Origin of the sequence: Microbispora sp. H10885 (assembly GCF_014161415.1) — a bacterium.
GTDB lineage: Bacteria > Actinomycetota > Actinomycetes > Streptosporangiales > Streptosporangiaceae > Microbispora > Microbispora triticiradicis.
The window spans coordinates 308,213-332,241 of sequence record NZ_JABBWY010000005.1; the positions used below are offsets into that span (position 1 = coordinate 308,213).

At 71.9% G+C, this 24,029-nt stretch carries 19 protein-coding genes; 12 read left to right on the plus strand and 7 right to left on the minus strand.

The features are described 5' to 3' along the window. Positions 1-235: 235 nt before the first annotated feature. From HHX37_RS15510 to HHX37_RS15530, 5 genes are all read left to right on the plus strand, one after another. A complete protein-coding gene (locus HHX37_RS15510; RefSeq protein WP_244302199.1) occupies positions 236-574 on the plus strand; it encodes a roadblock/LC7 domain-containing protein in 339 nt (112 codons plus the stop codon). Beyond that, positions 574-1,416: a transcriptional regulator gene (locus tag HHX37_RS15515; protein ID WP_182885842.1), complete on the plus strand. Its 843-nt coding sequence runs from the start codon at positions 574-576 to the stop codon at positions 1,414-1,416. The genes HHX37_RS15510 and HHX37_RS15515 overlap by 1 nt, the downstream gene beginning before the upstream one ends. A gap of 38 nt (positions 1,417-1,454) precedes the next feature. After that, on the plus strand, positions 1,455-1,847 hold the full coding sequence (locus HHX37_RS15520; protein ID WP_182885843.1) for a roadblock/LC7 domain-containing protein: 393 nt from the start codon (positions 1,455-1,457) through the stop codon (positions 1,845-1,847). A 46-nt stretch (positions 1,848-1,893) separates the two neighbouring features. Further along, positions 1,894-2,265: a hypothetical protein gene (locus tag HHX37_RS15525; RefSeq protein WP_111698019.1), complete on the plus strand. Its 372-nt coding sequence runs from the start codon at positions 1,894-1,896 to the stop codon at positions 2,263-2,265. A 109-nt stretch (positions 2,266-2,374) separates the two neighbouring features. After that, the gene (locus HHX37_RS15530; RefSeq protein ID WP_167521575.1) at positions 2,375-3,790 is read left to right on the plus strand and encodes an MFS transporter; all 1,416 of its coding nucleotides are present in this window, start codon (positions 2,375-2,377) and stop codon (positions 3,788-3,790) included. A gap of 8 nt (positions 3,791-3,798) precedes the next feature. Here HHX37_RS15530 and HHX37_RS15535 read toward each other — a convergent pair whose 3' ends face one another. Continuing rightward, complete coding sequence (locus tag HHX37_RS15535) at positions 3,799-4,206, minus strand: hypothetical protein (RefSeq protein WP_182885844.1); 408 nt, start codon at positions 4,204-4,206, stop codon at positions 3,799-3,801. A 130-nt stretch (positions 4,207-4,336) separates the two neighbouring features. On the opposite strand from HHX37_RS15535, the gene HHX37_RS15540 reads away from it, so the two are divergent. The 3 genes from HHX37_RS15540 (at position 4,337) to HHX37_RS15550 (ending at position 6,662) form a co-directional block, all read left to right on the plus strand. Next, positions 4,337-4,921 carry a Dps family protein gene (locus tag HHX37_RS15540; protein WP_182873887.1) on the plus strand — a complete coding sequence of 195 codons (585 nt, stop codon included), beginning with the start codon at positions 4,337-4,339 and terminating at the stop codon, positions 4,919-4,921. 96 nt (positions 4,922-5,017) lie between these two features. After that, a complete protein-coding gene (locus HHX37_RS15545) occupies positions 5,018-6,121 on the plus strand; it encodes a winged helix DNA-binding domain-containing protein (RefSeq protein ID WP_310740388.1) in 1,104 nt (367 codons plus the stop codon). Positions 6,122-6,218: 97 nt separating this feature from the next. Next, positions 6,219-6,662, plus strand: coding sequence for an SRPBCC family protein (locus HHX37_RS15550; RefSeq protein WP_182885845.1), 444 nt, complete (start codon positions 6,219-6,221; stop codon positions 6,660-6,662). Positions 6,663-6,676: 14 nt separating this feature from the next. On the opposite strand, the gene HHX37_RS15555 is transcribed toward HHX37_RS15550, so the two are convergent. Further along, on the minus strand, positions 6,677-7,315 hold the full coding sequence (locus HHX37_RS15555; RefSeq protein ID WP_182885846.1) for a TenA family protein: 639 nt from the start codon (positions 7,313-7,315) through the stop codon (positions 6,677-6,679). 228 nt (positions 7,316-7,543) lie between these two features. Here HHX37_RS15555 and HHX37_RS15560 point away from each other — a divergent pair, with 228 nt between their 5' ends. After that, entirely contained in the window at positions 7,544-9,037 is a 1,494-nt protein-coding gene (locus HHX37_RS15560) for an RICIN domain-containing protein (RefSeq protein WP_259406470.1), read from the plus strand. 70 nt (positions 9,038-9,107) lie between these two features. Here HHX37_RS15560 and HHX37_RS15565 read toward each other — a convergent pair whose 3' ends face one another. Then, positions 9,108-10,091 carry a Fic family protein gene (locus tag HHX37_RS15565; RefSeq protein ID WP_182885848.1) on the minus strand — a complete coding sequence of 328 codons (984 nt, stop codon included), beginning with the start codon at positions 10,089-10,091 and terminating at the stop codon, positions 9,108-9,110. Positions 10,092-10,319: 228 nt separating this feature from the next. On the opposite strand from HHX37_RS15565, the gene HHX37_RS15570 reads away from it, so the two are divergent. Together HHX37_RS15570 and HHX37_RS36720 are read left to right on the plus strand one after the other, a co-directional pair. Next, complete coding sequence (locus HHX37_RS15570) at positions 10,320-11,585, plus strand: serine hydrolase domain-containing protein (RefSeq protein WP_182885849.1); 1,266 nt, start codon at positions 10,320-10,322, stop codon at positions 11,583-11,585. A gap of 2 nt (positions 11,586-11,587) precedes the next feature. Continuing rightward, positions 11,588-12,742 (plus strand): geranylgeranyl reductase family protein, encoded by a 1,155-nt coding sequence (locus HHX37_RS36720; protein ID WP_310740389.1) that lies wholly within the window; start codon positions 11,588-11,590, stop codon positions 12,740-12,742. A gap of 10 nt (positions 12,743-12,752) precedes the next feature. Here the strand turns inward: HHX37_RS36720 and HHX37_RS15580 are convergent, their stop codons facing one another. The 4 genes from HHX37_RS15580 to HHX37_RS15595 all read right to left on the minus strand — a co-directional run bounded on the left by HHX37_RS15580 (position 12,753) and on the right by HHX37_RS15595 (position 18,020). After that, positions 12,753-13,577, minus strand: a complete 825-nt coding sequence (locus tag HHX37_RS15580; protein ID WP_182885850.1) for an SDR family oxidoreductase — start codon at positions 13,575-13,577, stop codon at positions 12,753-12,755. Positions 13,578-13,635: 58 nt separating this feature from the next. Continuing rightward, a complete protein-coding gene (locus tag HHX37_RS15585; protein WP_182885851.1) occupies positions 13,636-14,907 on the minus strand; it encodes a glycosyltransferase in 1,272 nt (423 codons plus the stop codon). Between the two features lie 5 nt (positions 14,908-14,912). Beyond that, positions 14,913-17,015 (minus strand): HAD-IIIC family phosphatase, encoded by a 2,103-nt coding sequence (locus tag HHX37_RS15590; RefSeq protein WP_182885852.1) that lies wholly within the window; start codon positions 17,013-17,015, stop codon positions 14,913-14,915. 81 nt (positions 17,016-17,096) lie between these two features. Further along, the gene (locus HHX37_RS15595; RefSeq protein WP_182881452.1) at positions 17,097-18,020 is read right to left on the minus strand and encodes a TauD/TfdA family dioxygenase; all 924 of its coding nucleotides are present in this window, start codon (positions 18,018-18,020) and stop codon (positions 17,097-17,099) included. A gap of 500 nt (positions 18,021-18,520) precedes the next feature. Here HHX37_RS15595 and HHX37_RS15600 point away from each other — a divergent pair, with 500 nt between their 5' ends. Continuing rightward, positions 18,521-24,016 carry a non-ribosomal peptide synthetase/MFS transporter gene (locus HHX37_RS15600; protein ID WP_182885853.1) on the plus strand — a complete coding sequence of 1,832 codons (5,496 nt, stop codon included), beginning with the start codon at positions 18,521-18,523 and terminating at the stop codon, positions 24,014-24,016. Positions 24,017-24,029: the final 13 nt, after the last annotated feature.

The following is a 24,029-nucleotide window of genomic DNA, read 5'->3' on the forward strand; positions in this document are numbered from 1 at the left end:
TTCCCCGCGCCCTGCCCACCGAGACGCTCGATACGAGGAAATTTCATGAAAACCGGGATTACCAGTCCGGGGAGAACAATTCTTATTCTTATGGATTAATCCATTCATCCCAGCCCGTTTCCGACTCGGGTGGCCCGTCCACCTGCTCCTCTAATGTTGGCCGCGCTGTATCGGCGAGGCGTGACGTGACGGGAGTGACGGGTTGATCGGGATAGAGGACTGCCTCTCGGAGGCCATGTCGATCCCTGGCGCTCTCGGCGCCATTCTGGTCGACCACACCAGCGGAATGGCCGTCGCGGCGAGGGGGATCGCCGATCCCGGCCGGGCGGCCGCCGGGCTCAGCGCGGCCTACCGCGCCACGCTCGACGGCGTAGCGACGGCGTCCGAGGAGACCGGCCTCCGGGTCGAGGACGTGATCGTGACCACGGGCACGTCCTACCACCTCGTACGGCCCATGGAGATGATGTTCGACGGCCCGCTGCTGCTGTGCGTACGGCTGGACGTGGAGCGGGCGAACCTCGCCCTGGCCCGGCTGCGGCTGCGCGCCGTCACGGACGAGCTGGTCGCCTCCTGATGGGAACCCGGCCCGGGTCCGCTCCGGCTCTGGACACCGTGCTCGCCGGTCTCGCCCAGGACGAGGCCACCGGCTCGCTGCGGGTGGGCAAGGAGGGCACGGTCTACCTCGTACGCGGCCGGGTGTCGTACGTGGACTGCGCGGCCACGCCCGGGGTGGAGGACCTGCTCGGCGGGTCGGGCCGGATCGACGCCGCCGGGATCCGGCACGCGCGGCAGGAGGCCGGGCCGGGCGGGGACGGCGGCGCGCTGCTCGTGAGCAGGGGTGTGCTCAGCCGGGGCGAGCTGGAGTTCTGCGTGCTGTCGGCCACGCTGGACGCCGCGTTCTTCCTGCTCGCCCCGAGGACGCTCCGGACCAGGTTCAGGGCGGGCGACGCGCACTGGCTCGGGGTCCACTGGTTCTTCGACGTGCCGGGGCTGCTGCGCGAGTGCGCCAGGCGGCGGGCGCGGCTGGAGCGGGCGTGGCCGTCGGCCGAGCTGGACGCGCGGCCGGTGACGCCCCTGCGGCGGATTCCCGGCACCCACGCGCTGCTCACCCGGTTGCAGTGGGAGCTGCTGCTGGCCGCCGACTCCACCGCCACTCCGGTCGAGCTGGCCCGCCGTCTCGGGCACCCGGCCTACTCCACGCTGCTGGCCGTACGGGAGCTCGCGGCGGCGGGCCTGCTGGCGAGGGATCAGGCGGAACCGGACGAACAGCCGGACGAACAGCCGGACGAACAGCCGGACGAACAGCCGGCCGCGCTGCCCACGCGCACGCCCCGGCCGGCGGCGGTTCCGGTCGCCGGCGCCGTGACCGACGTGAACCTGCTGCTCAGAGTGCGTGACGCGCTGGAGGCGCTGTAGTGATCGGGTGGCTCAAGCGGGCCGGAAGGGATGCCTCGGTGGATCTTCGCCACGACATACATCGGGAGCTGGTCGTCCTGCGCGAGCGGGCGCCCGAGATCACCGGGGCGCTCACGTGCACGGTCGACGGCATGCTCGTGACCACGGACCTCTCCACCGGCAACGGCCACGGCACAGGCACAGGCACCGAGCAGACGGCGGCGCTCACGTCGGCGCTGCTGTCGCTGAGCCGGAAGATGACCGATCTCACCCAGATCGGGCGGCTGGAGGAGACGCTGGTCTCCGCGGCCCAGGGGCACACCGCGTGCTACGCCGCGGGACCCACGCTCGTCCTCACCGTTCTCGCGGGCCCGGGGGCGAACCTCGGCCTGCTCCGGATCGAGGGACGCAGGGCGGCGGACAGGATCGCCGCCATCGCCGGACGCGGATAGCGCCAGCGGGCGACCGCGGACACGAACACCAACCAGGAGAGAACGCATGGCGAACATGGATGTCTCCCTCAAGGAGATGCTGACCATCGACGGCGCGGTCGGCGCGGTGGTGGCCGACTACGGAAGCGGGATGGCGCTGGGCGCGCTCGGCGGGTCCAAGGACCTCGACCTCCAGGTGGCCGCGGCGGCCAACACCGAGGTGGTCAGGGCCAAGCTGCGGGCGATCGAGGCGCTCCAGCTGAACGAGACGATCGAGGACATCCTCATCACGCTGGGCTCGCAGTACCACCTCATCCGGCCGCTGACCGGTCGCGGCGGCAAGGGCCTGTTCCTCTACCTCGCCCTCGACCGCGCCCGGGCCAACCTGGCGCTGGCCCGGCACCAGCTCCGCTCGATCGAGGACAGACTGGAGATCTGACCTCGCGAGCCTGCCAGGAGACCGCCAGGAGGCCGCCGGGGGCGGCCTCCCGACCCACCTCAACCCACTTTTGACCGCTTCTGTACGGTTGCGTGGTGAGGTGTCGTAAATGACCCGCCGAAGGCGGATTCTTGTTCTCCTGATCTGCTGCATGAGCCTGCTGATCGTGTCGCTGGACAACACGATCGTGAACGTCGCGCTGCCCGCCCTCGGGCGGGACCTGCACGCGCCGGTCTCGGGCCTGCAGTGGACGGTCGACGCCTACACGCTGACGCTCGCCGGCCTGCTCATGCTGGCCGGGTCCACGGCGGACCGCGTGGGCCGCCGGCGCACCTTCCAGACCGGGCTGGTGATCTTCTCGGCCGGGTCCCTGTTGTGCAGCCTCGCGCCGAGCCTCGCCTGGCTGGTCGCCTCCCGGGTCGTCCAGGCCGTCGGCGGGTCGATGATGAACCCGGTCGCCATGTCGATCATCACGAACACGTTCACCGACCGCAGGGAGCGGGCCCAGGCGATCGGCGTGTGGGGCGGGGTCGTGGGGATCAGCATGGCGCTCGGCCCGGTGATCGGCGGCCTGCTCACCGACAGCGTCGGCTGGCGGGCGATCTTCTGGATCAACGTGCCCATCGGCCTGCTCGCGGTGTTCCTCACCTGGCGTTACGTGCCCGAGTCCAAGGCGCCGGCCGCACGCCGGCTCGACCCGGCCGGGCAGGTGCTGGTCATCGTCCTGCTCGGCACACTGACGTACGGGATCATCGAGGGCCCGGCGGCGGGCGCCGCGGTCAGCGCCGCCTGTTTCGCGGTCGCGGCGGCGGCCCTGGCCGGGCTGGTCGCCTACGAACTGCGCAGGCCCGAACCGCTCATCGACATGCGGTTCTTCGGCAGCGCGCCGTTCTCCGGAGCGGCCCTCATGGCGGTCTCCGGCTTCGCCGCCCTGGGCGCGTTCCTCTTCCTCAACACGCTCTACCTGCAGGGACACCGCGGCCTCTCCGCGTTCGACGCCGGGCTGTGCACGCTGCCCGTCGCGGTGAGCACGATGATCGTCGGGCCGCTGTCCGGCCGGCTCGTGGGCACGCGCGGCCCGCGCGCGCCGCTGGTCGCCGGAGGCGTCTGCCTCGCCGCCGCCGGGGCGCTGCTCGCCCAGGTGACGCTCACCACGCCCCTCCCCCTCCTGCTCGGGATCTACGTGATCTTCGGTGTGGGGTTCGGCATGCTGAACCCGCCGATCACCAACACCGCGGTCTCCGGGATGCCGCTGGAGCAGGCGGGAGTGGCCGCCGCGGTCGCCTCGACCAGCCGCCAGGTCGGCCAGTCGCTGGGCGTGGCCATCGCCGGAGCCGTCGTGGCCGCCGCCTCCGGCGCGCGCTTCGTGCCGGCCGCGCGCACCGGCCACTGGATCACCGCCGCGTACGGCCTGCTCGTCCTGGGTCTCGCCGTCCTGACCACCGGCCGCTGGGCCAGGCGTACGGCGGAGCGCACGGCCGCCCGGCTGTCGGAGGGCCGGGAGGAGGCTCTGCGGGCCGGATAGCGCCCGGCTCACCCGGGGCTCTTGACCCTGTGGTCCTTGAGGTGGAGGTCGCCGCCGATCCTCAGCCGGAGCCGGTCGAGGACGTCCCGGGGCGCGAGGGCGGTCCAGATGTCGCCGACGAGGTGGGGGCTGTACTCCGGCGCCTGGTCCATCCACTCGTCCTTGCCCCTCTGGGTGGTGAAGGTGGTGAGGAAGAAGTCGCCGATCGGCGTGTGGCAGTGCCCCTGGCGGAGTTCCGCCGCGTCGATCTGCATCTTCGGGGTGCAGCCCGCCCGCGCGGCGAGTTGCTCGACGGTGGGCGGCGGGCCGTACACGGGGGTCGCGTCCGGGCCGGCGCAGGCAGAGGACAGGGCGGACGACAGGACGGCGGCCGCGACGGCGGCGAACGCGAGGGCGTGGTGACGCGGAAGTCTCAACACCTCCGAGGTACGCGGGCACGGGGCCGGAGGGTTCACCTTGGCCAAATCGCTATAGAAGGCGTTTAGGGGACATACCAGGCGAAAGACTCACTGGTAGCTACAAACCGAATGAGTGAGGAGCGACGTCTTGGCTGCCAACCCTTCCTCCGGAGTCCGTGCGAGCAGCCAGCCCTGGTTGCACCAGAGGGGTGTGGAGATCCAGTCGTTCGGCACGGTCCGGGACTTCCCCGTCGGCCTGCCGAGAGAGACCCGGGAGTACTCCTGCCAGCGGCTCAACCAGATCCTGGCCGACACGCAGATCCTGTACAGCCTGTACAAGAAGCACCACTGGCTCATGCGGGGGCCGACCTTCTACCAGTTGCACCTGCTGCTCGACAAGCACGCGAGCGAGCAGTTGCCGATCATCGACGCCGTCGCCGAACGGATCCAGACGCTCGGCGGGGTCGCGGTCGGCGATCCGCGCCAGGTGGCGGAGATGACCGTGATCCCACGGCCGCCGGACGGCGTGGAGGAGGTGCCCGCCATGCTCTCGCGGCTTCTCGAAGCCCACGAGACGATCCTGGTCGCCGCGCACGACGCCGCCTCCCGGGCGGCCGACATGGGCGACGACGGCACCAACGACCTGCTCGTCTCCGAGGTCGTCCGTACGGGCGAGCTGCAGGCGTGGTTCCTCGCCGAGCACCTCGTCGACACGCCGCTCGTGCGCACCTGAGCGGATCCCGGCAGCGGTCCCGGCAAGCAAGGCCCGGTAGTGATCCCGGCAGCAGGGCGCGGCCGGAATGTCGGTCGGGGGCGTTAGGTTGACGGCGTGCTCACCCCACGCGTGCTCACCCCCGCCCTGACCACACGTGCGCTCAACCGCGCCCTGCTCGACCGTCAGATGCTGCTGCGCCGCCACACCATGAAGGCGTCGGCCGCGATCGAACGCCTGGTGGGCATGCAGTCCCAGGCGCCCCTGTCGGCGTACGTCGGCCTGTGGACGCGGCTGCTCGGCTTCCGGCACGAGGACCTGGCCGATCTGCTCGTCGGCCGTTCCGTCGTGCGGATCGTGCTGATGCGCGGCACGATCCACCTCGTCAGCGCCGACGACTGCCTGGCCCTGCGCCCGGTCGTGCAGCCCGTCCTCGACCGCTGGCTCCGCACGTCGGTCGCGGGACGCCTGCCGGAGGCCGACCTCCGGGAGGTGGAGGCCGCCGCCCGCGCGCTGATGGACGAGCGGCCCCTCACGTTCACCGAGCTCGCCGCACGGCTGGGCGAGCGGTGGCCGGACGGCGAGGCCCTGGCAAGGGCCGTACGCGGGATCGTGCCGCTGGTGCAGGTGCCGCCGCGGGGCGTGTGGGGCGCCTCGTCGCAGGCCCGCCACGTCCCGGCCGAGTCGTGGCTGGGCCGCCCGCTCGGCGACGGCTCGGCCGCCGGGGACATGGTGCTGCGGTATCTCGCCGCCTTCGGGCCAGCGTCGCTCGCGGACCTGCGGACCTGGTCCGGCCTGACCGGGCTCCGCTCGGTGGTGAAGGGCCTGGACCTGGTGGCGTACCGGGACGAGAACGGCGTGGAGCTTCTCGACGTGCCGGGCGCGCCGCCGCCGGAGCCGGACGCCGAGGCGCCGGTGCGGTTCCTGCCCGAGTTCGACAACCTGCTGCTCTCACACGCCGACCGGAGGCGGATCATCGCCGACGAGCACCGGCGGCGGGTGTTCACGGTGAACGGGATCGTCCGGGCGACGATCCTGGTCGACGGGTTCGTGGCCGGGCTGTGGCGGATCGAGCGGGCCGGGGAGACGGCGACCCTGGAGATCGAGCCGTTCGCACCGCTGGATTCGGCGGCCCGGGACGCGCTGGCCGACGAGGGTGAGCGCCTGCTCGGGTTCGCCGCGGACGGCGCCACGTCGCACGCGGTCCGCTTCCTGGCATAGCCCGCTTCTTTGACGGCCCGCGCCTCCGGGACGGGAGGCGTCCGGCGGCGACGACCGATGCGTATGGACTGGCATGGGGACTGGCATGGGGACAGGCATGGAGACTCTCACGGTGACGGTGGACGCGCAGGCGAGCCCGGAGCGTGTCTTCGCCGTGCTGACCGACTGGCCCCGGCACCACGAGTGGATGCTGCTGACCCGGGCGTGGGTGGTCGAGGGCGACGGCCACAGCAGGGGCAGCAGGCTCGCGGCGACGACCGGGATCGGCCCGCTCTCGTTCCTGGACACGATGGACGTCACCGGCTGGCGTCCGCCGGACGAGGTGGAGGTCCGCCACACCGGCCGGGTCGTCCGCGGGACGGGGAGGTTCCAGGTGCTGCCCCGCCCCGGCGGCGGGAGCAGGATCCTGTGGGAGGAGCACCTGCACCTGCCCTTCGGGGTGGCCGGCCGGATCGGCTGGCGGGTCGCCGGGCCGCTGAGCGCCGTCTTCCTCCGGCTCTCCCTGCGCCGCCTCGCCGCGCTGGCCCTGCGCGCTCCCTGAGACGACCCTGCCGATCAGCCGGCCGCCATGTCGAAGAAGCGGCGCTCCAGGGCGGTCGCGCGGCCGAAGACGTCCAGCACGCGGGCCCGGCCGCTCTCGTCCAGTCCCGGGCCGAGCCGGTCGAGTTCGCCGCGCAGGAAGCCGACCCACGCCTCGAACTCCGGCCCGCTGTGCAACTCGACCCACTCGCGGTGGACGAAGGTCCCGCCCTCGGCGGGGATCCGGGTGGCCCAGCCGAGATAGGTCCACTCGGCCACGCACAGCACGGCCAGGATCAGCGGATAGTCCTGGCTGAGGCGCACCTCGTCCATCAGCGCGCGGAACTCGATCGTCACCGGTTCCAGCACGGGCGGGGCCGGATCGCCGCCGACCGCGGCGAGCGCGCGGTGGAAGTAGCCGCGCTCGGTGTCGGCCACCGTCTGCCCGAGGAAGCGGCCCACGGCCACCCGCGACTCGAAGGAGTCGGCCGCGGCGACGGCCGCACCGAGCAGCGCCGTGAAGGCGTCCACGAACTGGAAGTCCTGCTCCAGGTAGCGCCGCATGTCGGCGGTGCCGCGGCTGATCGCCGCGGCGAAGGGATGCGTGACCACCGCCGTCCAGTCGGGCTCGCTGCGGTCCCGCAGCCACGCGCTGAACACCTGTTCGTCGGTCATCCGCCACTCCTCCCCGGCACGTCCGGCGTGAACGTTTCACGATGATCTCGTACGGCGCGCCGCGTACGCACGAGACCCCGGCGGTGACCGTTGACCACCGCTGGACAGGTCCGTACCTTGAGCCTGGCGTTCCTACCCATGAATGTCGTTCACGTCCATGAATTCCTCGTGGGACCAGGATTCATCCCCTCGGTCAGGGGTCCTGCACGACACGCAAGGAGCTCGGCCTTGAGAAGGAGCACCAGAAACGCAGCCGGGGTGGCCGGCGCCGTCGCCGGGGTCGTCGCCCTGGTCGGCGGAGTCTTCACCGGCGTCTCCAACGCCGCACCCACCACCGGCGCCTACCGCATCGTCAACGGCGCCAGCGGCCTGTGCCTCACCGTCCCCGGCAACAGCGGCTCCGACGGCGTACAACTCACCGTCTCGGCCTGCACCGGCACGACCAACCAGACCTGGACCCTGTCCGCCCAAGACAGCGGCGTCCGCCTCACCGCCGGCAACAGCGGCAAATGCGCCGGCGTCACCGGCGCCTCCACCTCCGCCGGCAAAGCCGTCCAACAGGAAACCTGCACCGGCGCCACCTCCCAAACCTGGGAACTCACCGCCTCCGGATCCACCTACCGCATCATCAACGCCAACAGCGACAAATGCCTCAACACCGCCGACAACTCCACCACCTCCGGCGCCCTCGTCCAGCAGAACTCCTGCGACTCGGTCGCCACCAAACAGTGGACCCTCCAGCCCACCGGCTCCACCCCGAGCGGGACCCCCACCAGCACCCCGACCTCCACCCCCACGGGCGGCCCCACCACTCCGCCCACCACCGGGCTGGTCGGCTGGGCGACGCAGGGCGGCGGCACCAGCGGCGGCGCCGGCGGGCCGGCGACGACGGTCACCTCGCTGACCGCGCTCACCGCCGCCGTGAAGGGTGACACCGCGAAGACCGTCCAGATCAACGGCAACTTCACCTGCTCCGAGGACGTACGGGTGGGCGGCAACACCACCCTCGTCGGGGTCGGCGCGAACTCCGGGCTGACCGGCTGCGGCGTCAACATCCGCGACGTCTCCAACGTCGTCGTGCGCAACCTGAAGATCTCCAAGGTCCCGGCCGGCAACGGCAACGGCGACGCGATCCACCTCGACAACGCCAAGCGGGTGTGGCTCGACCACAACGACCTGTCGAGCGACACGAGCCACGGCACCGACTACTACGACGGCCTGCTCGACATCACGCACGGCTCCGACTACGTCACCGTGTCCTGGAACAAGCTCCACGACCACGTCAAGTGCTCGCTCGTCGGCCACAGCGACAGCAACGGCTCCGAGGACACCGGGCACCTGCGGGTGACGTACCACCACAACGCGTTCCAGACCTGCGCCCAGCGCAACCCGAGAGTGCGCTTCGGCAACCCGGTCCACGTGTTCAGCAACTACTACTACAAGAACCCGTCGTACACGGACTACAGCTACGGCATCGCCTCCACCTGCGGCGCCGGGGTCCTCGTCGAGGGCAACTACTTCGAGAACGTCGCCGAGCCCACGCACACCTCCGAAGGCTCCTCGCCGGGCGGCTCGATCGTCGCCCGCAACAACTACCTCGTGAACTCCGGCACGCCGCAGACCTCCGGCAGCGTCGCCTCCATCCCGTACTCGTACACGGTCGACAACCCGAGCGGCGTGAAGGCGAACGTCCTCGCCAACGCCGGCACCGGCAGGATCTAGGTCCAGACGCGCAGGCGCCGGCATGTCCCGGTGAAGCCAGGAGGCCGCGGCCACCCCGCCGCGGCCTCCGTCACGCCTGCCCGCGCCCCACCGGCCGCTGGTGCTTCGAGGCCCGGTACGCCTCAACGGACTTGCGTGAGGACCTCCAGATCCCGTCGGCCCCCTGGACGGCTTTGAGACGACCACGCTGAGCGGCCTGCCGGAGAGCCGCGAGGCTGAACTCATCGTCGGCGAGCGCCGCCAGCGGAACCAGACGGGCAGGCCCGGCGATGTTCGGGACGATGAAGCGGTTGAGATTGTCCTCCATCGCGCGTGCGATCAACTCGCCCAGCGCCCCGTAGTCCCCGTTGTCCGCTCGCCGCAGCGCCGCGAGGTAGGAGGAACGCTGTCGCTTCAGAATGATGATCGGAGGGTAGCGAAGTCTGACGAGAACGAGATTCACAACGAGACGTCCCGTACGACCGTTGCCGTCAAGGAAGGGGTGGATGCGCTCGAAGCCGTTGTGCAACCTGGCCAGCTCCTCGGGCAGGGGATGTTCAAGCTCGTCACCCGCCTCGATCCGTTTGCCCAGAACGCACACCTCCGTGACCCATTGACCGACCTGCTCCGGCACCAAGGGCCAGGGCGGCGGCATCATCCCTTCGGAGAAGGGCATGATGTCGTGCTCGCGGAAGTTCCCCGGCCCCTCTCGATCCGTCGCGTCCGGATGTGGTGCGACATCCCACACCGGGGTCATCGCCGCATGATGCACCCTCCGGACCTCGTTGATCGTGATGAGGTTTCCGTCGTGCCAGGCGTCCGGCTCCAACGCCTGCCCGTAAACCCACTGCGCTGCCGTGGCGTAGCCACGCACCTCGTTGTACTCGCGGAGGGCCTTCGCTCCCACCGCCCTTCCCTGGTCAAGAAGGGCTCGAACCTCGCGGAGCACGAGCGTGTTCCCCTCAAGGGCCGTAGAGTGATGGGCCTCCTCATGCCAGATGTCGTCCCAGATCTCCTGGGCCTCCCGCGGATTGGGCAAGCCGCCGAGCCGGTCGTTGAGTTCGGCGAGCGCCATGCCCAGACGTGCGTATACCGTGGTCCGACTCGGCCTGCCTCTGCCCGCCACCCGGCCGCCTCTTCCATTTTGATAAGCCTCACCAGCAGCTAATTGAACTTATCAAGTCGCTACCTATTGTGATGGTATGATCGCTAAAAGTGACGAGTACCAGGCTGGATCGTCGGCCTGTCGGCGCGGTCAGGGGGGCGGTAACGACCGGTCAGAGCTCCCCTAAGATCAACGGTCATGATTTCGGACAGGTTTTCGGTAACCCGGAGGAACACCCTGCGCCTGCTGGCGGGCGGCGCCGTGGCGGGGCTCGCCGCCGGGCTGCCCGCGTCGCCGGCGGGCGCGGCCGCCCGCGTGTGGAGCGTCACCGGCCGCGGCGCGACGTCGCTGAAGCCCTTCGACGACACGCTGAAGCGCTTCATGCAGGCACGGACGATCCCGCACGCGTCCCTCGCCGTGGTCCGCAAGGGCAAGCTGGTGCTCGCCCGGGGCTACAACTGGACGGCGGACACCTCGTTCGCGGCCGGTCCCACCTCGCTGTTCCGCGTCGCGAGCCTGAGCAAGCCGGTCACCGCCGCCGCGGTGCTGAAGCTGGCGCAGGACGGCAAGCTCAGCCTCTCGGCCAAGGTGGCGCCGCTGCTGGGGCTGAGCACGACCGCCGATCCGCGCCTCGCCGCCGTGACCGTGACCCACCTGCTCCAGCACCTCGGCGGGTGGGACTCCGAGGTTTCGGGCGACCCGATGTTCAGGGACCGGGTCATCGCGGCGGCGCTCGGCGTCCCGCTGCCGATCACGCAGGCGCAGATCATCGCGCACACGTCCGGTCTCAAGCTCGACCACGCCCCCGGCACGACGTACGCGTACTCGAACTACGGATACGTCCTCCTTCAGAAGATCATCGAGAGGGTGAGCGGCGTCTCGTACGCGAGCTACGTCCAGAGCAAGGTGCTGACACCCCTCAAGATCAAGCGGATGGCGCTCGGCAGGACCGCGAAGAGTCTCCGCAAGGCGGGCGAGGCACCGTATTTCTCGCAGTACACCGGCAAGAGCGTGATCGACACCTCGAACTCCGTGGTGCCCTTCCCCTACGGCGGGTTCAACCTGGAGAACATGGCCGCCCACGGCGGCTGGCTCGCCACGGCCGTCGACCTGGCCAAGTTCACCACCCTCTTCGACGCGGCCGGCGTGCTGACCTCGGCGTCGATCTCCAAGGCGTTCGCCAAGCCGTCGATCGGGGTCAACTCCGACGGCTGGTACTACGGCCTCGGCTGGCAGGTCCGCCCGGTCACCGGGGGCCGCAACACCTGGCACACGGGGTCGCTGGCCGGCACCTCCACGCTCATGGTCCGGCGCTACGACGGACTGAGCTGGGTGGTGCTGTTCGACCAGCGCGACGACGCCTCGGGACTGAACTACGGGGACATCGACGCCCTTCTCCACACCGCCGCGAACTCGGTGAAGTCGTGGCCCACCACCAGCCTCTTCTCCACGTACGGTCTGTGAATGTGGACGACGTGTGGGACCTCGTGGTGGTGGGCGCCGGACCGGCGGGCTCCGCCGCCGCGCTGCGGGCCAGGCAGCTCGACCCCGGCTGCCGGGTGCTGCTGCTCGACCGGGCGGCCTTCCCGCGGGACAAGCCCTGCGGCGACGGCATCGCGGCGCACGCGCGGCAGGAGCTCGCGCTGCTCGGCCTGCCCGATCTCCTCTCCGACCACCGGCCCACCCCGCGCCTGGCGGTGACGTCGCCCGGCGGGGTCCGGGTCTCGGCCGCGGTCGCGCGGCCCAACCACGTGGTTCCCCGCCGGGTCTTCGACGCCCGGCTGGTCGAGGCCGCCGCGGCGCGCGGCGTGGAGGTACGCCGCCACCGGGTGCGCACGCTGGCCGTCCGCGACGGGCTCGTCGTGCTCGACGGCGAGGTGGCGGCGCGGGTGGTCGTCGCCGCCGACGGCGCCAACTCGGCCGTCCGGCGGCTGATCGGCGTCCCGCCGAGCCCGGACCGGCACACCGCCATCGCGGTGCGCGGGTACGCCGACGTGCCGCCGGACGACGACGTGCAGGTCATCGTCATGCGGAGCGAGGGCTGGCCGGCCTACGCCTGGTCGTTCCCGGTGGGCGACGGCACGGCCAACGTCGGTTACGGGCTGCTGCTGCCGATGCTGAGACAGACCGGCCGGCCGGGGCGCGAGATCCTGCACGGGCGGCTGGACCGGCTGCTGCCCCTGCTCGGCGAGATCAGGTCGCCCGTCCGCGACCTGCGGGCCCACCACCTGCCGCTGTCGAGCGGACGGCCGGTGCCGGGGGCGGGCCGGGTGCTGCTGGCGGGCGACGCGGCGAGCCTTGTCAATCCGCTGACCGGCGAGGGCATCTACTACGCGCTGCTGTCGGGGCGGCTCGCCGCCGAGGCCGCGATCGGCTCGCCGGCGGACCCGCTGCGGGCCTACCGGCGGGCCCTGCGCCGGGCGCTCGGGCGGCACCTGCGCACCACCGACGTGCTCTCCCTGGCCGCCCGCTCCCCCGGCTTCATCGACGCGGCGATCTCCGTGGCCGCCCGCCGCACCGAGGTGTTCGACCTGCTCGTGGACGTCGGGCTCGGCGCGGGCACGGTGCCGCCCCGCCTGGCCGGCGCGGTCGCCCTCCGCTGGCTTCGAGACCTCACCTGAGCCGGTTCGCTCAGGCGGACGCCCAGAGGTCCTCGTCCGCGTCACCGGCGGCCTGGGGACCCATCAGGCCGAGCCCGCCGTCCACGAAGACCGACGCGCCGGTGACGTACGACGAGCCCGGGCCGGCCAGGAAGGCGATCACCTGGGCGACCTCGCGGGCGTCGCCGGGACGGCCCAGTGGGTAGCCGGGCCGGGTGCCGGGCCGGGGCGGCCGGTCCTCCTGGCCGGTCATCGGAGTCGCGATCTCTCCGGGGGCCACGGTGTTGACCGTGATGCCGTGCCTGGCCAGCTCCAGCGCGAGCGTGCGGCTGAGCATCCGCAGGCCGCCCTTCGCCGCGCAGTACGGCCCCGCTCCCAGGCGGGGATACTCCTCGTGGACGCTCGTCACATTGATGATCCGCCCGCCCGCGCCGCGCTCGATCATCCGGCGGGCGGCGCGCTGGGAGCACAGGAACGGCCCGTCCAGGTCGACCGCCACCACCTCTCGCCACCGGTCGTAGCCGATGTCGAGCAGCGGCTCGGCCGTTCCGGTGCCCGCGTTGTTCACCAGCACGCCGAGGCCGCCCAGCTCGCCGGCGAGTTCGTCGATCACCTCGGCGGCGGTCACGGGGTCGGTGAGGTCGTGCCGCCGGACGGCCGCGCGGCGGCCCTGCTCCGCCACCTGCGCGGCCGTCTCCCGCGCGCCCTTCTCGTCCTGGTGGTAGGTGACCCCGACGTCGAACCCGTGCGCGGCGAGCGCCACCGCGGTCGCCCGCCCGATCCCCGAGTCGGCTCCGGTGACGATCGCCACCTTGTCGTAGTCGAAGCGCGAGATCGGCGCCGTCACCTCGCTCATGGGCCTCCCCCTCCGTGGGCGTACGGCGTACCCGGGAGGCCCTCCTTCACACGCCCCTTCAGCCGCGGCGGGCGCGGGCCAGGGCGGCCAGCCGCACCTTCTGCTCGGGGGTGAGCCGGGCCAGCCGCTCGCGCGGGACCGGCCGCCGCAGGATCTCGTCGGTGCCGATCAGGGCCTCCGCGTGGTCGGCGGCGACCCGTACGCCGTCCTCCGATGCGGCGTCGGCCGCGAGCGGGGCGATCCGCTCGCGGTACCCGTCGTCGGCGAGGGCACGGGCGAGCAGCCCGGCGGCGCGTTCCTCGTCCCAGTGGGACACGGGCAGCCACTCCGCCACACCCGCGCGGTCGAGCCGCTCCGCGTTGTCGGGGCGGTCGACTCCGTGGGCGAGCAGCACCTGCGGGGTCGACGACGCCAGCGCCCGGGCGAGCGTGCCGATCCCGCCGTGGTGGACGACGGCCGCGACACGAGGCATGAACGAGGCGAACGGCGCCGAGGGCACCCACTCCACCCCGTCGGGCAGCGACTCCGGCTGGAACGCCGGGTGCCGGTTCACCAGCAGGGCCCGCCTCCCGATCCGCCGGCACGCGGCGGCCGCCACCTCGTAGAACCGGTCGTGCAGCACCTGGCCGGTGCCACCGGTGATCAGCACGGGTGGCTCGGCCCAGTCGGGGACCGGCCCCTCCGCCGTGTCGCCGAGCACGAACCCGCAGCGCACGGCGTTCGCGGGCGCCGGCAGGCCCGCGGCGTCGAACCACTCCGGCCACAGCACCAGCTGGACCGGGGCGTTGTTCAGGTAGGCGGCCCAGTCGCGGACCGGGCGCAGGCCGAACGTCCGGTAGACCTCGTCGTACCCCTCACCGAGCACGTGCCGGAAGAGGTTGGCGAGGACCGGCAGCGAGACGTACTGGTGGGGCGTGACGGACGCCAGCGCCACCGGGACCCCGTGCAGCTCGGCGGCCATCAGCGCGGCGATGCCCGAGGTGTGCCGGGCGACCACCACCGTCTCCCCCGGCCGGTAGTGCGCCTCGATCATGCGCACCTCCTCGACCAGCAGCTCGAAGAGGCCGTTGCGCCGGTAGAGCCGGAGCACGCCGTCCGGGTCCTTCAGCGGGTCGAGCATGTAGCGCCGGGCGTCGTCCAGGTGCCGGTCGTAACCCTCCGCGGTGTCGATCGGCAGGTGCCGCAGGCCCGCGGCCGCTATCCGGTCGGCGAACCAGGAGTGCGTGAGCACGGTGACCTCGTGACCGCGCTCCGCCAGCTCACGCCCGATCCGTATGAAGGGGAGCACGTCGCCGTTCGTGCCGTGGGTGCTCAGCAGCATCGTGGCCATGCGGATCAGCCGTTCCCCGATTCGAGCCCTGATTCGAGCAGGGCGTCGATCTCCTCGTCCGACAGGCCCGCGAGCTCGTCGAGCAGCCCGGCCAGCTCCTCGTCGCCGGTCTCGGCGAGCTGCCGCTCCTCGATCACCTTGGCCACCTCGGCGATGGTGAACGAGGTGGTGTAGAGGGTGTCGAAGGGCAGCTCCACCCCGAACTCGGCGCGCACCCGGGCCATGAACTGCACCAGCCGCAGCGAGTGGCCGCCCAGCTCGAAGAAGCCGTCGTTCACCGAGGTGGGCGGCTTGTCGAGCAGCTCCGCCCACCACCGCATGACGGTCGCCTCGACGGGCGTCGCCCCGGCCACCTCGGTCGCCGGGCGCGCGGCCCGCATCGCGTCCAGGATCGCCTCGGGGCCCGTGAGCCGGGTCGCGATCCGCTCGACGGCCGCCCATCCGGCGGGCACGGCCGTCGGATCGATCCGGACGAGCCCCGCTGCCCTCTCCTCAGCAGGGCCCGATGGGTGGACAGGTGAGTGGACGGGTGAGTGGACGACGGCCGCGGCGTCGGCCGCGGTGAGGACGTACCACGCCGCCTCCTCGCCGTACGGCTCGGCGGTGGCGGGCAGGGTGGCGAGGAAGTCCCTGGCGGGCTGGTTGCGTTCGGTCGCCCGGAACGACAGCGCGACCCGGGCCAGCCCGCGGTCGCGCGCGAGCGCGCCCAGGTGGGCGAGCATGCGGTGCTCGACCCCGCGCCCGAGCGCGCGGCAGCTCAGCAGGAACGCGCCGGCGCGCAGCGCGTCCCCGTCCGTCCGCACGTCGGTGAGGCCGACGACGCCGTAGTCGCCGAAGCGGTCGCTGACGTCCACGACGAACGTCTCGTCGCCGTCCAGGCGCCGGGTCCCCGAGAGGTTGAACTGGTTGGTCCGCTCGGCGAGCTGGGCGGCCCGCGCCTCGTGTTCGGGGCCGGCCGGGGTGATCGTCACCCGCAGGTCGAGCGTGGCGAAGAAGTCGGCGAGGGACATCTCGTCCCTGGCCTGCTCGCGCCGCCGTTCCTCCTGGTAGCGCCGGGTGCGCTCGCGGTCGGCCTCGGTGACCGCAGCGAGGTCGAGCGGCCAGCAGTGCCGCAGGAAGGCCGCCGCCTCCGCGGCGCGGGGTGGCATCTGGAGGGTCAGCACCTCGGGGCAGCCGGCCCGGACCTCGGCGCACTCGACCGGGCTGTCGTCGAGGAAGACGAAGGAGTCGAGCCCGAGGTTCAGCTCGTCGGCCAGCGAGCGCAGGGCCTGCGACTTGGCCTCCCAGCCGACGCGCATCGCCGTGACGTCGTCCAGGCCGAAGGGCAGCCCGGGATGCCGGGCGAAGACCTCGCGGACGTCCTTCTCCTCGTTCTTGCTGCACAGGCACAGCAGCCGGCCCGCCGCGACCTGCCGGGCCAGTTCCCGCCAGATCTCCTCGCGCTCGGGGCCGATCACGACACCGTCCGGGCCGTCCTCGCCGACAACGCCGTCCCACAGGGTGCCGTCGCAGTCGGCGACGACGACCTTGGGACGCGGGGTGGTCACGGCCTGCAGGCGGCGTACGACCGCCGCGGCGAGCGCGGCGAAGTAGTGGTCGGTGTAGGGGACGTTGCCGGTCCGGTCGGCGAACGCGTCGTGGACGGCCTCCGGGTCCGCCGGCTCGTACGGCTCGGCCGAGGTGAGCACGGCGACCGCGCGGTCGTCCTCCAGCGTCTGGGCCAGCCTGGCGGTCAGGCGCGCGTGGGCGCCGGTCGAGCCGTGCTCGGGCGAGGCGGGGCAGACGGCGACGAGGTGGGGGGTGCCCGCCGCGGCCGCCGACGTCCGGAGCGCGGTGGCCAGGTCGTCCGCGGCGGCGTCGAGAGCGGCCCAGTCCCCGCCGGCCGCATCCGCCGCGCCGGCCGTGAGGTCTTCGGCGCGGACGAGGACGACCACGGCGCCGGCCCGGCCGAGCACGCTGCCCGGGTCGAGCAGGGAGGGGAAGACCTGGTCGTACGGAGCGAAGGCGACGTCCCCCTCGGTCCCCAGCTCGGCGAGCCAGAATCTCAGGGCGTCCCCGAGCGGCTCGGCGGTGAAGGTCGCGGCGACCCCCAAAGCGATCTTGCTCACTGCGGATCCCCTCTCAGCCGGAGACGGCTTGGAAGTCGGAGACGGCTTTCAGTCGGCCGTGCTCTCAGTCGGACGGGGCTTTCAGTCGGACATGGCGACGAGGACGCGGCGGGAGCCGGTGAAGGGCCGGCGGCCGTGACCGACGAGCACGTTGTCGATCAGCAGCAGGTCGCCGCTCCGCCAGTCGACGTCCACCGCGTTGTCCAGGCCGCGGTCGCGCGCCTGGATGACGTAGTCGCCGGGGATCGGCGCGCCGTCGGGGAACGTCACGGACTGCGGCAGCTCCTCCGGCGGCATGAGCTCGGCGAGCATGGCGGCGGTCTCGTCGCCGAGCGAGGCGGGGTGCCACTGGTCGGCCTGGTTGAACCACACCTCGGCCCCGGTCACGGGGTGCCGGGTGGTGGACGGCCTGATCTGCGAGACCCGCACGCCGCCGTCGGGCCGCCACTGCCAGTCGGCTCGGATGCCGTCGAGGAACTCGGCCACCTGGTCGCGGTCCTCGGTCTCGAACGTCTCCTGCCAGCTCTTGCCGAGCCCCCGGCCGGCGTGCAGGTTCTGGGTGTAGCGCACGCCCTTGGCGAAGGCCTCCCTGACCTCGTCGTCGAGCGACTCCAGCCAGCGCACGCCGTCCACCACCGGGGTGGCCCCGCCGGTCTCGGCCGCCTTCTCGCAGAAGAACAGCAGCCGGGAGGGCCAGGTGGCGGAGTACGACAACTCGTTGTGCATAGAGATCGTGTACTCGGGCGGGTACTCGGTGGAGGTGTAGACGTTGCCGCCGACCTTGGTGCGGGGCGAGTTGCCGTGGACGTACGCCAGCCGGTTGGGCAGGAGCATGTCCATGACCGGGTCCAGAGTCTCGGGCGTGACGCCGAAACCGCGGAAGACGAGGGCCTTCTCCCGTACGAGCAGATCGCCCACGTCCAGCCCGCGCAGGCGCTCGACCAGCCCTTCGGGAGTGGCGGGGCCGTCCGGGTTTATCTCCAGGGGCGTCCAGCCGTCGTTCATGCGTCCTCCTGCTGAGCGATATCCGGCCGTGATCGGCCACGACGACAAGTCGAATTGAGGAGGCAGGCGGGCCCTCGAATAGGCGGCGCCCCTGCGGAAATTCATTCCGGCGGCCAACATAGAACCCCGATAGGGTGCCGCGCAAGAAACAAGTTACACGCCTTTTCCGACCACCTCAGTCAGGTTATTCGACATCTTGCTGTGGCACTCGGCAAGGCCTGTGCGGCCGAACCTTCCCTCGTCTGCGCATGATCACGGAAGGTCGATTTCCTCTTACCGAATGTGGCCAACAGCAGGTCAATGTAAGGCTTGCGTTACCAGGGTGTATCACGTATCGTAATAATCCTTTCGTGGGAGCGCTCCCATGCGTCCCGCCGCCAAAAGTGGCGGGATATGCGGCGACCCCTGCGGAATTCAACGTTCAAGCGTTTCTCGATCAACCACTTTTCCGTCTGGTCAGTTGGCGCCTGCGCATTTGTGCGCAGAGAGGAGAACGCTCGGTGACGATAACGCCGACGACTGACAACGAGCATCTAATAGCGTCGCTTTCCCCACGCAGGCAGGAGGCGCTGCGCCGGCTGCTCGCCGCCCGGGCGGCCGCCGCAGACGCGATCACGCCACGCGGCGCGGGGCCCGCCCCCTGCTCCTATGAGCAGGCCCAGATGTGGCTCGGCGCCCGTTTCGCCGAAGGCGCCCCGGCGCCGAACGCCACGATCGGCCTGCGGCTCGCCGGCCCGCTCGACGTCCGGGCTCTGACCATCGCCCTGGACACCCTGGTCGAACGCCACGAGATTCTGCGCACGGTCTACGAGGGCGACGGGCCCGAGCCCCGGCAGGTCGTCCTCGACCCCGGGCCCGCGCCTCTCGACGTCATCGACCTGCGCGACCTGCCCGAGTCCGAACGGGAGGAGCGGGCCCGCGAGATCACGTCCCGGGCCGCGGTCGAGCGCTTCGACCTGGAGACCGGGCCGGTCTACCGCACGACGCTGGTCCAGCTGGGCGACGAGGACCACGTGCTGATGTTCGTCTGCCACCACATCGCCTGCGACGGGTGGTCGGTCGGCATCATCGTGGACGAGCTCACCACCGTGTACGCCGCCGCCCACGAGGGCCGCCCCGCCGGGGTCGCCCCTCCCCCGCTCCAGTACGCCGACTACGCGGCCTGGTCCCGGCGTGAGCTGACCGGCGAGCGGCGGGAACGGCGGCTCGCCTACTGGCGCGACCGGCTCGACGGCGCCGCCTCCGTCGAGCTGCCGATCGCCAGAACCGACCAGGCCGTCCCCGAGGGCAGGCGAAGCGACTGCCACCTGTTCACGCTGCCGGAGGAGGTCCTGCGGGCGCTGCGTGAGGCGGGCGGCCCCGGGACCACGCCGTTCGTGGCCCTGCTCACGGTCTTCTCGATGGCGCTGGCCCGCTACACCGGCCAGGACGACCTGACGATCGCCACCGTCGACGGCGGGCGCCGCCGGGTGGAGCTGGAGCCCGTGCTCGGCTGCTTCGTCAACGCCCTCCCGCTGCGCGCCGACCTGTCGGGCAACCCCTCCTTCCGCGAGGCCGCGGCGGGGGTGCGGCGCCGCCTCGGCGAGGCGCTCACCAACCACCTGCCGTTCTCCGAGCTGGCGGGGGCGCTGCGCGACCGGGACGCCCGCAACTTCTCGCTGTCGACCGTGGGCTTCTCGCTGCGGGTCTTCCGCGACCAGCGCGGGCGCTGGCCGGGGCTGGAGGCGTCGGTCTGGGCGCACGAGGTCGACGACTTCACCTACGACCTCGCGCTGCTGGTGCACCTGAACGGCGGCGGCGACCCCGAGCTCTACCTGACCTACCAGAAGGACCGGTTCGACGCGGACGCGGTCGCCCGGCTCGCCGGGCACTACCGCGCGCTGGCCGAGCGGATCGCCGCCGCCCCGGACACCCCGCTCGCCGACCTGGACCTGCTCACCGACGCCGAACGCGATCTCGCGCTGGGCGCCTGGAACGACTCGGCCCGGCCGTACCCGGATGTGGCCCTGCCCGAGTTGCTGGAGCGGCACGCGGACTCCGATGCGGTCGCGGTCGCGTTCGAGGGCCGCACCACGACGTACGCCGAGCTGCACGCCCGCGCCAACCAGGTCGCCCACCTGCTGCGCGAGCGGGGCATCGGGCCCGAGGACACAGTGGGCGTGCTGCTCGACCGGAGCCCGGAGCTGATCGCCTGCCTGCTCGGCGTGTGGAAGGCCGGCGCGGCGTACCTGCCGATGGATCCCAAGTTCCCCGCGCAGCGCGTCTCGGACATGCTGTCGATCGCCGCGACCCCGCTGGTCCTGACCTCAGCGGGGTACGCGCACCTGTTCGACGGCGTCGACGCGCTGGACGACGTGGTCGACGTGGGGAGCGGCGTGCTCGACGCCCTGCCCGCGGACCCGGTGGGCGTGCCGTACGACATCGACCGGCTGGCGTACGTGATCTTCACCTCGGGGTCGACCGGGAAGCCGAAGGGCGTGCAGGTCACCCACCGCGGCCTGGTGAACCACGTGTGGTGGGCCGTGGAGGACCTGGCGAGCCAGGGCGACGGCGGAGCGCCGCTGTTCGGCTCGGTGGCGTTCGACCTCGTGGTCCCCAACCTCTGGGCGCCGCTCGTCACCGGCCAGCGGGTCACCGTGCTGGCGCAGGACTTCGACATGGGCGAGCTGGGCGCGCTGCTCGTCGCGGGCGGGCCGTACAGCTTCATCAAGTGCACGCCCGGACATCTGGAGGTGCTCGGCCACCAGATCGACGCCCGGCAGGCCGAGGCGCTCGCCGGCACGATCGTCGTGGCGGGCGAGGCGCTGCCCGGGTCGATGGCCAACCGGTGGATGGAGATGCTCGGCCCGGGGCGGCTCGTCAACGAGTACGGTCCCACCGAGGCGTCGGTCGGCACGTGTATCTACCCGGTCCGGGACGCCCAGCTCGTGGAGGTCGTGCCGATCGGGCGTCCGCTGCCCAACATGCGGATGTACGTCCTCGGCCCGAACCGGCGGCTGCAGCCGGTCGGCGTGCCGGGCGAGCTGTACGTCGGCGGCGTGGGCGTCACCCGCGGCTACCTGAACCGGCCCGACCTCACCGAGGAGCGGTTCCTGGCCGATCCCTTCGTGCCGGGCGGGCGGATGTACCGCACCGGCGACCGGGTCGCCTGGGCCCGCGACGGGAACGTGGTCTTCCTCGGCCGCTTCGACGACCAGGTGAAGATCCGCGGCTACCGCATCGAGCTGGACGAGGTCAGGGCGGCGGTGCTCGACCACCCCGGCGTGCGGGACGCGGTCGTCGTCGTGCACGCGTTCACGCCCGAGGACAAGCGGCTCGTCGCCTACTACGTGCCCGAGGCGCAGGAGCCCGGAGACCTCGCGGACCACTGCGCGGCGCGGCTGCCGGAGTACATGGTCCCGTCGATGTTCGTGCCGCTGGACAGCATCCCGCTCAACGCGAACGGCAAGGTGGACCGCAAGGCGCTGCCCGACCCGGTCGTCCGGGCGACGGAGGACCTGGCGGAGCCGGAGACCGAGACCGAGATCGTGGTGGCCGGGGTCTGGCGGGAGGTCCTCGGCATCGAGGCCATCTCGATCGACAGCGACTTCAACGCGCTGGGCGGCCACTCGCTGCTGCTCATCCGCATGGTCGCCAAGCTGCGCCAGGCGCTGCCCTCCGACGGCTACCAGGTGACCGTGCTCGACGCGATCGCCAACCGCACCGTGCGGGAGCTGGCCGCGCTGATCGACAGGGCCAACGGCACCCCGGAGGGCGCCGCGGGCGAGGGCGCGCGGGGGCTGCTGGTCGAGCTGACCCGGCCGGTGAAGACGCCGACGCTGTCGCTGGTCTGCATCCCGTACGGCGGGGCCAGCGCGATGGTCTACCAGCCGCTGGCCGACGCGCTGCCGGCCGGGCACTCGCTGTTCTCGGTCGCCCTGCCGGGCCACGAGCTCGGGGTCGAGGAGAGCCCGATCCCGTTCCACGAGGCCGCGCAGCGGGTCTGCGACGAGGTCGTCGAGCGCGTGCGCGGCCCGGTCGCGCTGTACGGCCACTGCGTCGGCAGCGCGCTGACCGCCGAGATCGCGCGCAGGCTGGAGGCGGAGGGGCGGCGCGTCGAAGCCGTCTACACCGGCGGGAGCTTCCCGTTCGCCACCCCCACGAAGGGCCTGAACGGCCTGCTCGGCCGGATCTTCCGCAGCAAGGCGCTGGACAACGCCAACGCGCACGCCAACTGGCTGCGCGCGATGGGCGCCGACCTGCAGGACCTCGACCCCGAGCAGGTCGACCACATCATCAGCACGATGCGGGTGGACGCGCGGGCCGGTGAGGACTACTTCAGCGAGCTGGTCGAGCAGCAGAGCCCGCAGCTGCGCGCCCCGGTGATCTCCATCGTGGGCGACCGCGACGCGCTGACCGACTTCTACGAGGAGCGCTACCGCGACTGGCACTGCGTCTCCGAGACCACCGCGCTGGTCGTGATGGCCGAGGCCGGGCACTACTTCCTCCGGTACCGCACCGAGGAGCTGGCCGCGATCGTCACCACCGCGCACACCTCCGTGGACCGTCCCGAGGAGTGGCACGTCCCGGCGCCCGGCGACACGGCGACCTGGTGGCGGGAGGCCGTCTCGTCCGACCGGAAGGCCGACACGGACGGGCCGCAGCCCACCCTCGGCCGGTTCTTCACGGTGGCGACCGGCCAGATCGTCTCGATGATCGGCGCGGTGATGACCGAGTTCGCCGTGCCGATCTGGGCGTACCTGAAGAACGGCTCGCTGGTGCAGTTCGGCCTGTTCGCCATCGTCGGGCTGGTGCCGGGGCTGATCCTCGCCCCGCTGATCGGCGCGCTGGTGGACCGGTACGACCGCAAACGGGCGATGCTGGTGGCCGACGGCATGTCCCTCGCCGTACAGGCCGGGCTGCTCGCGCTGATGGTCTCCGACACCCTGAACATGCCGCTGCTGTACGGCCTGCTGGTGCTGCTATCGATATCGGTGACCCTGCAACGGGTGGCCTGGCAGTCGGCGGGCCCGCAGCTCGCGCCCAAGGCCTACCTGCATCACGTGGGAGGGGTCGTCCAGCTCGGCAACGCCGTGGCCCAGCTGATGGTGCCGCTGTTCTCCGTCGCCGTGCTGGCGCTGATCGGCATCGAGGGCATCCTCACGGCCAACGTGGTCTGTTACGCGGCCGCGTTCACGGTGACCCTGCTGGTGCGCTTCCCGGCCAGCATGGCCTGGCGGCGCCGGGAGACCGTCTCCGCCGAGATCCGCAACGGCTTCCGCTACCTGCTCCGGCGGCGGGGCCTGCGGGCGATGGCCTTCACGATGTTCATCGTGAACTTCTTCCTGTTCACCGGGTTCATCATGATCCCGCCGCTGGTGCTGTCGGTCGGCGAGCTGGCCGACACCGGGCGGGTCGCGCTGCTCGCGGGCATCGGGGCGGTCTGCGGCGGCCTGGTCATCACGCTGTGGGGCGGCCCGCGCGACCGCCGGATGTTCGGCATGCTGGCCGCCGCCGGAGTGCTCGGGATCTTCTGCGCCATCGCCGGTCTGCGGCCGTCGCTCATCCTGATCACGCTCGGCGCGTTCGGCATGTCGCTGATGATGACGATCAGCGACGGCATCTGGCTGACGATCATCCACTCGAAGGTGCCGCAGCGCTACCACGCCCGCGTCATCTCGATCAACCGGATGCTCGCGCTGTCGACCCAGCCGGTCGGGCTGGCCGTGCAGGCCTGGCTGGTGGGGCTGGTCTTCGAGCCGCTGATGCGGCCGGACGGCGCGCTGGCCGGCTCGGTCGGCAAGGTCCTCGGGGTCGGCGAGGGGCGCGGGATCGGCCTGCTGTACGTGGTCTGCGGGCTGGCCATCGCCCTCACGATCACGATCGCGCTGCGTCACCCGGCGCTGGCGCGGTTCGACCAGGAGACCCCGGACGCCGAGCCCGACGACCTGGTCGGCCTGGAGGCGCTGCGCAGCCGCGCCGAGGCGCCGCCCGCGGCGGTCGAGGTCAAGGCCTGACGAAGAGTGGCTC

What these genes read in the sequence shown, in the direction of transcription:
- HHX37_RS15550 (WP_182885845.1), top strand. Translation starts at nt 6,219, where the DNA reads ATGGAGACTCTCACGGTGACGGTGGACGCGCAGGCGAGCCCGGAGCGT.
- HHX37_RS15595 (WP_182881452.1), bottom strand. Translation starts at nt 18,020, where the DNA reads ATGAACGACGGCTGGACGCCCCTGGAGATAAACCCGGACGGCCCCGCC.
- HHX37_RS15565 (WP_182885848.1), bottom strand. Translation starts at nt 10,091, where the DNA reads ATGGCGCTCGCCGAACTCAACGACCGGCTCGGCGGCTTGCCCAATCCG.
- HHX37_RS15510 (WP_244302199.1), top strand. Translation starts at nt 236, where the DNA reads ATGTCGATCCCTGGCGCTCTCGGCGCCATTCTGGTCGACCACACCAGC.
- HHX37_RS15555 (WP_182885846.1), bottom strand. Translation starts at nt 7,315, where the DNA reads ATGACCGACGAACAGGTGTTCAGCGCGTGGCTGCGGGACCGCAGCGAG.
- HHX37_RS15570 (WP_182885849.1), top strand. Translation starts at nt 10,320, where the DNA reads ATGATTTCGGACAGGTTTTCGGTAACCCGGAGGAACACCCTGCGCCTG.
- HHX37_RS15530 (WP_167521575.1), top strand. Translation starts at nt 2,375, where the DNA reads ATGACCCGCCGAAGGCGGATTCTTGTTCTCCTGATCTGCTGCATGAGC.
- HHX37_RS15580 (WP_182885850.1), bottom strand. Translation starts at nt 13,577, where the DNA reads ATGAGCGAGGTGACGGCGCCGATCTCGCGCTTCGACTACGACAAGGTG.
- HHX37_RS15515 (WP_182885842.1), top strand. Translation starts at nt 574, where the DNA reads ATGGGAACCCGGCCCGGGTCCGCTCCGGCTCTGGACACCGTGCTCGCC.
- HHX37_RS15525 (WP_111698019.1), top strand. Translation starts at nt 1,894, where the DNA reads ATGGCGAACATGGATGTCTCCCTCAAGGAGATGCTGACCATCGACGGC.
- HHX37_RS15585 (WP_182885851.1), bottom strand. Translation starts at nt 14,907, where the DNA reads ATGGCCACGATGCTGCTGAGCACCCACGGCACGAACGGCGACGTGCTC.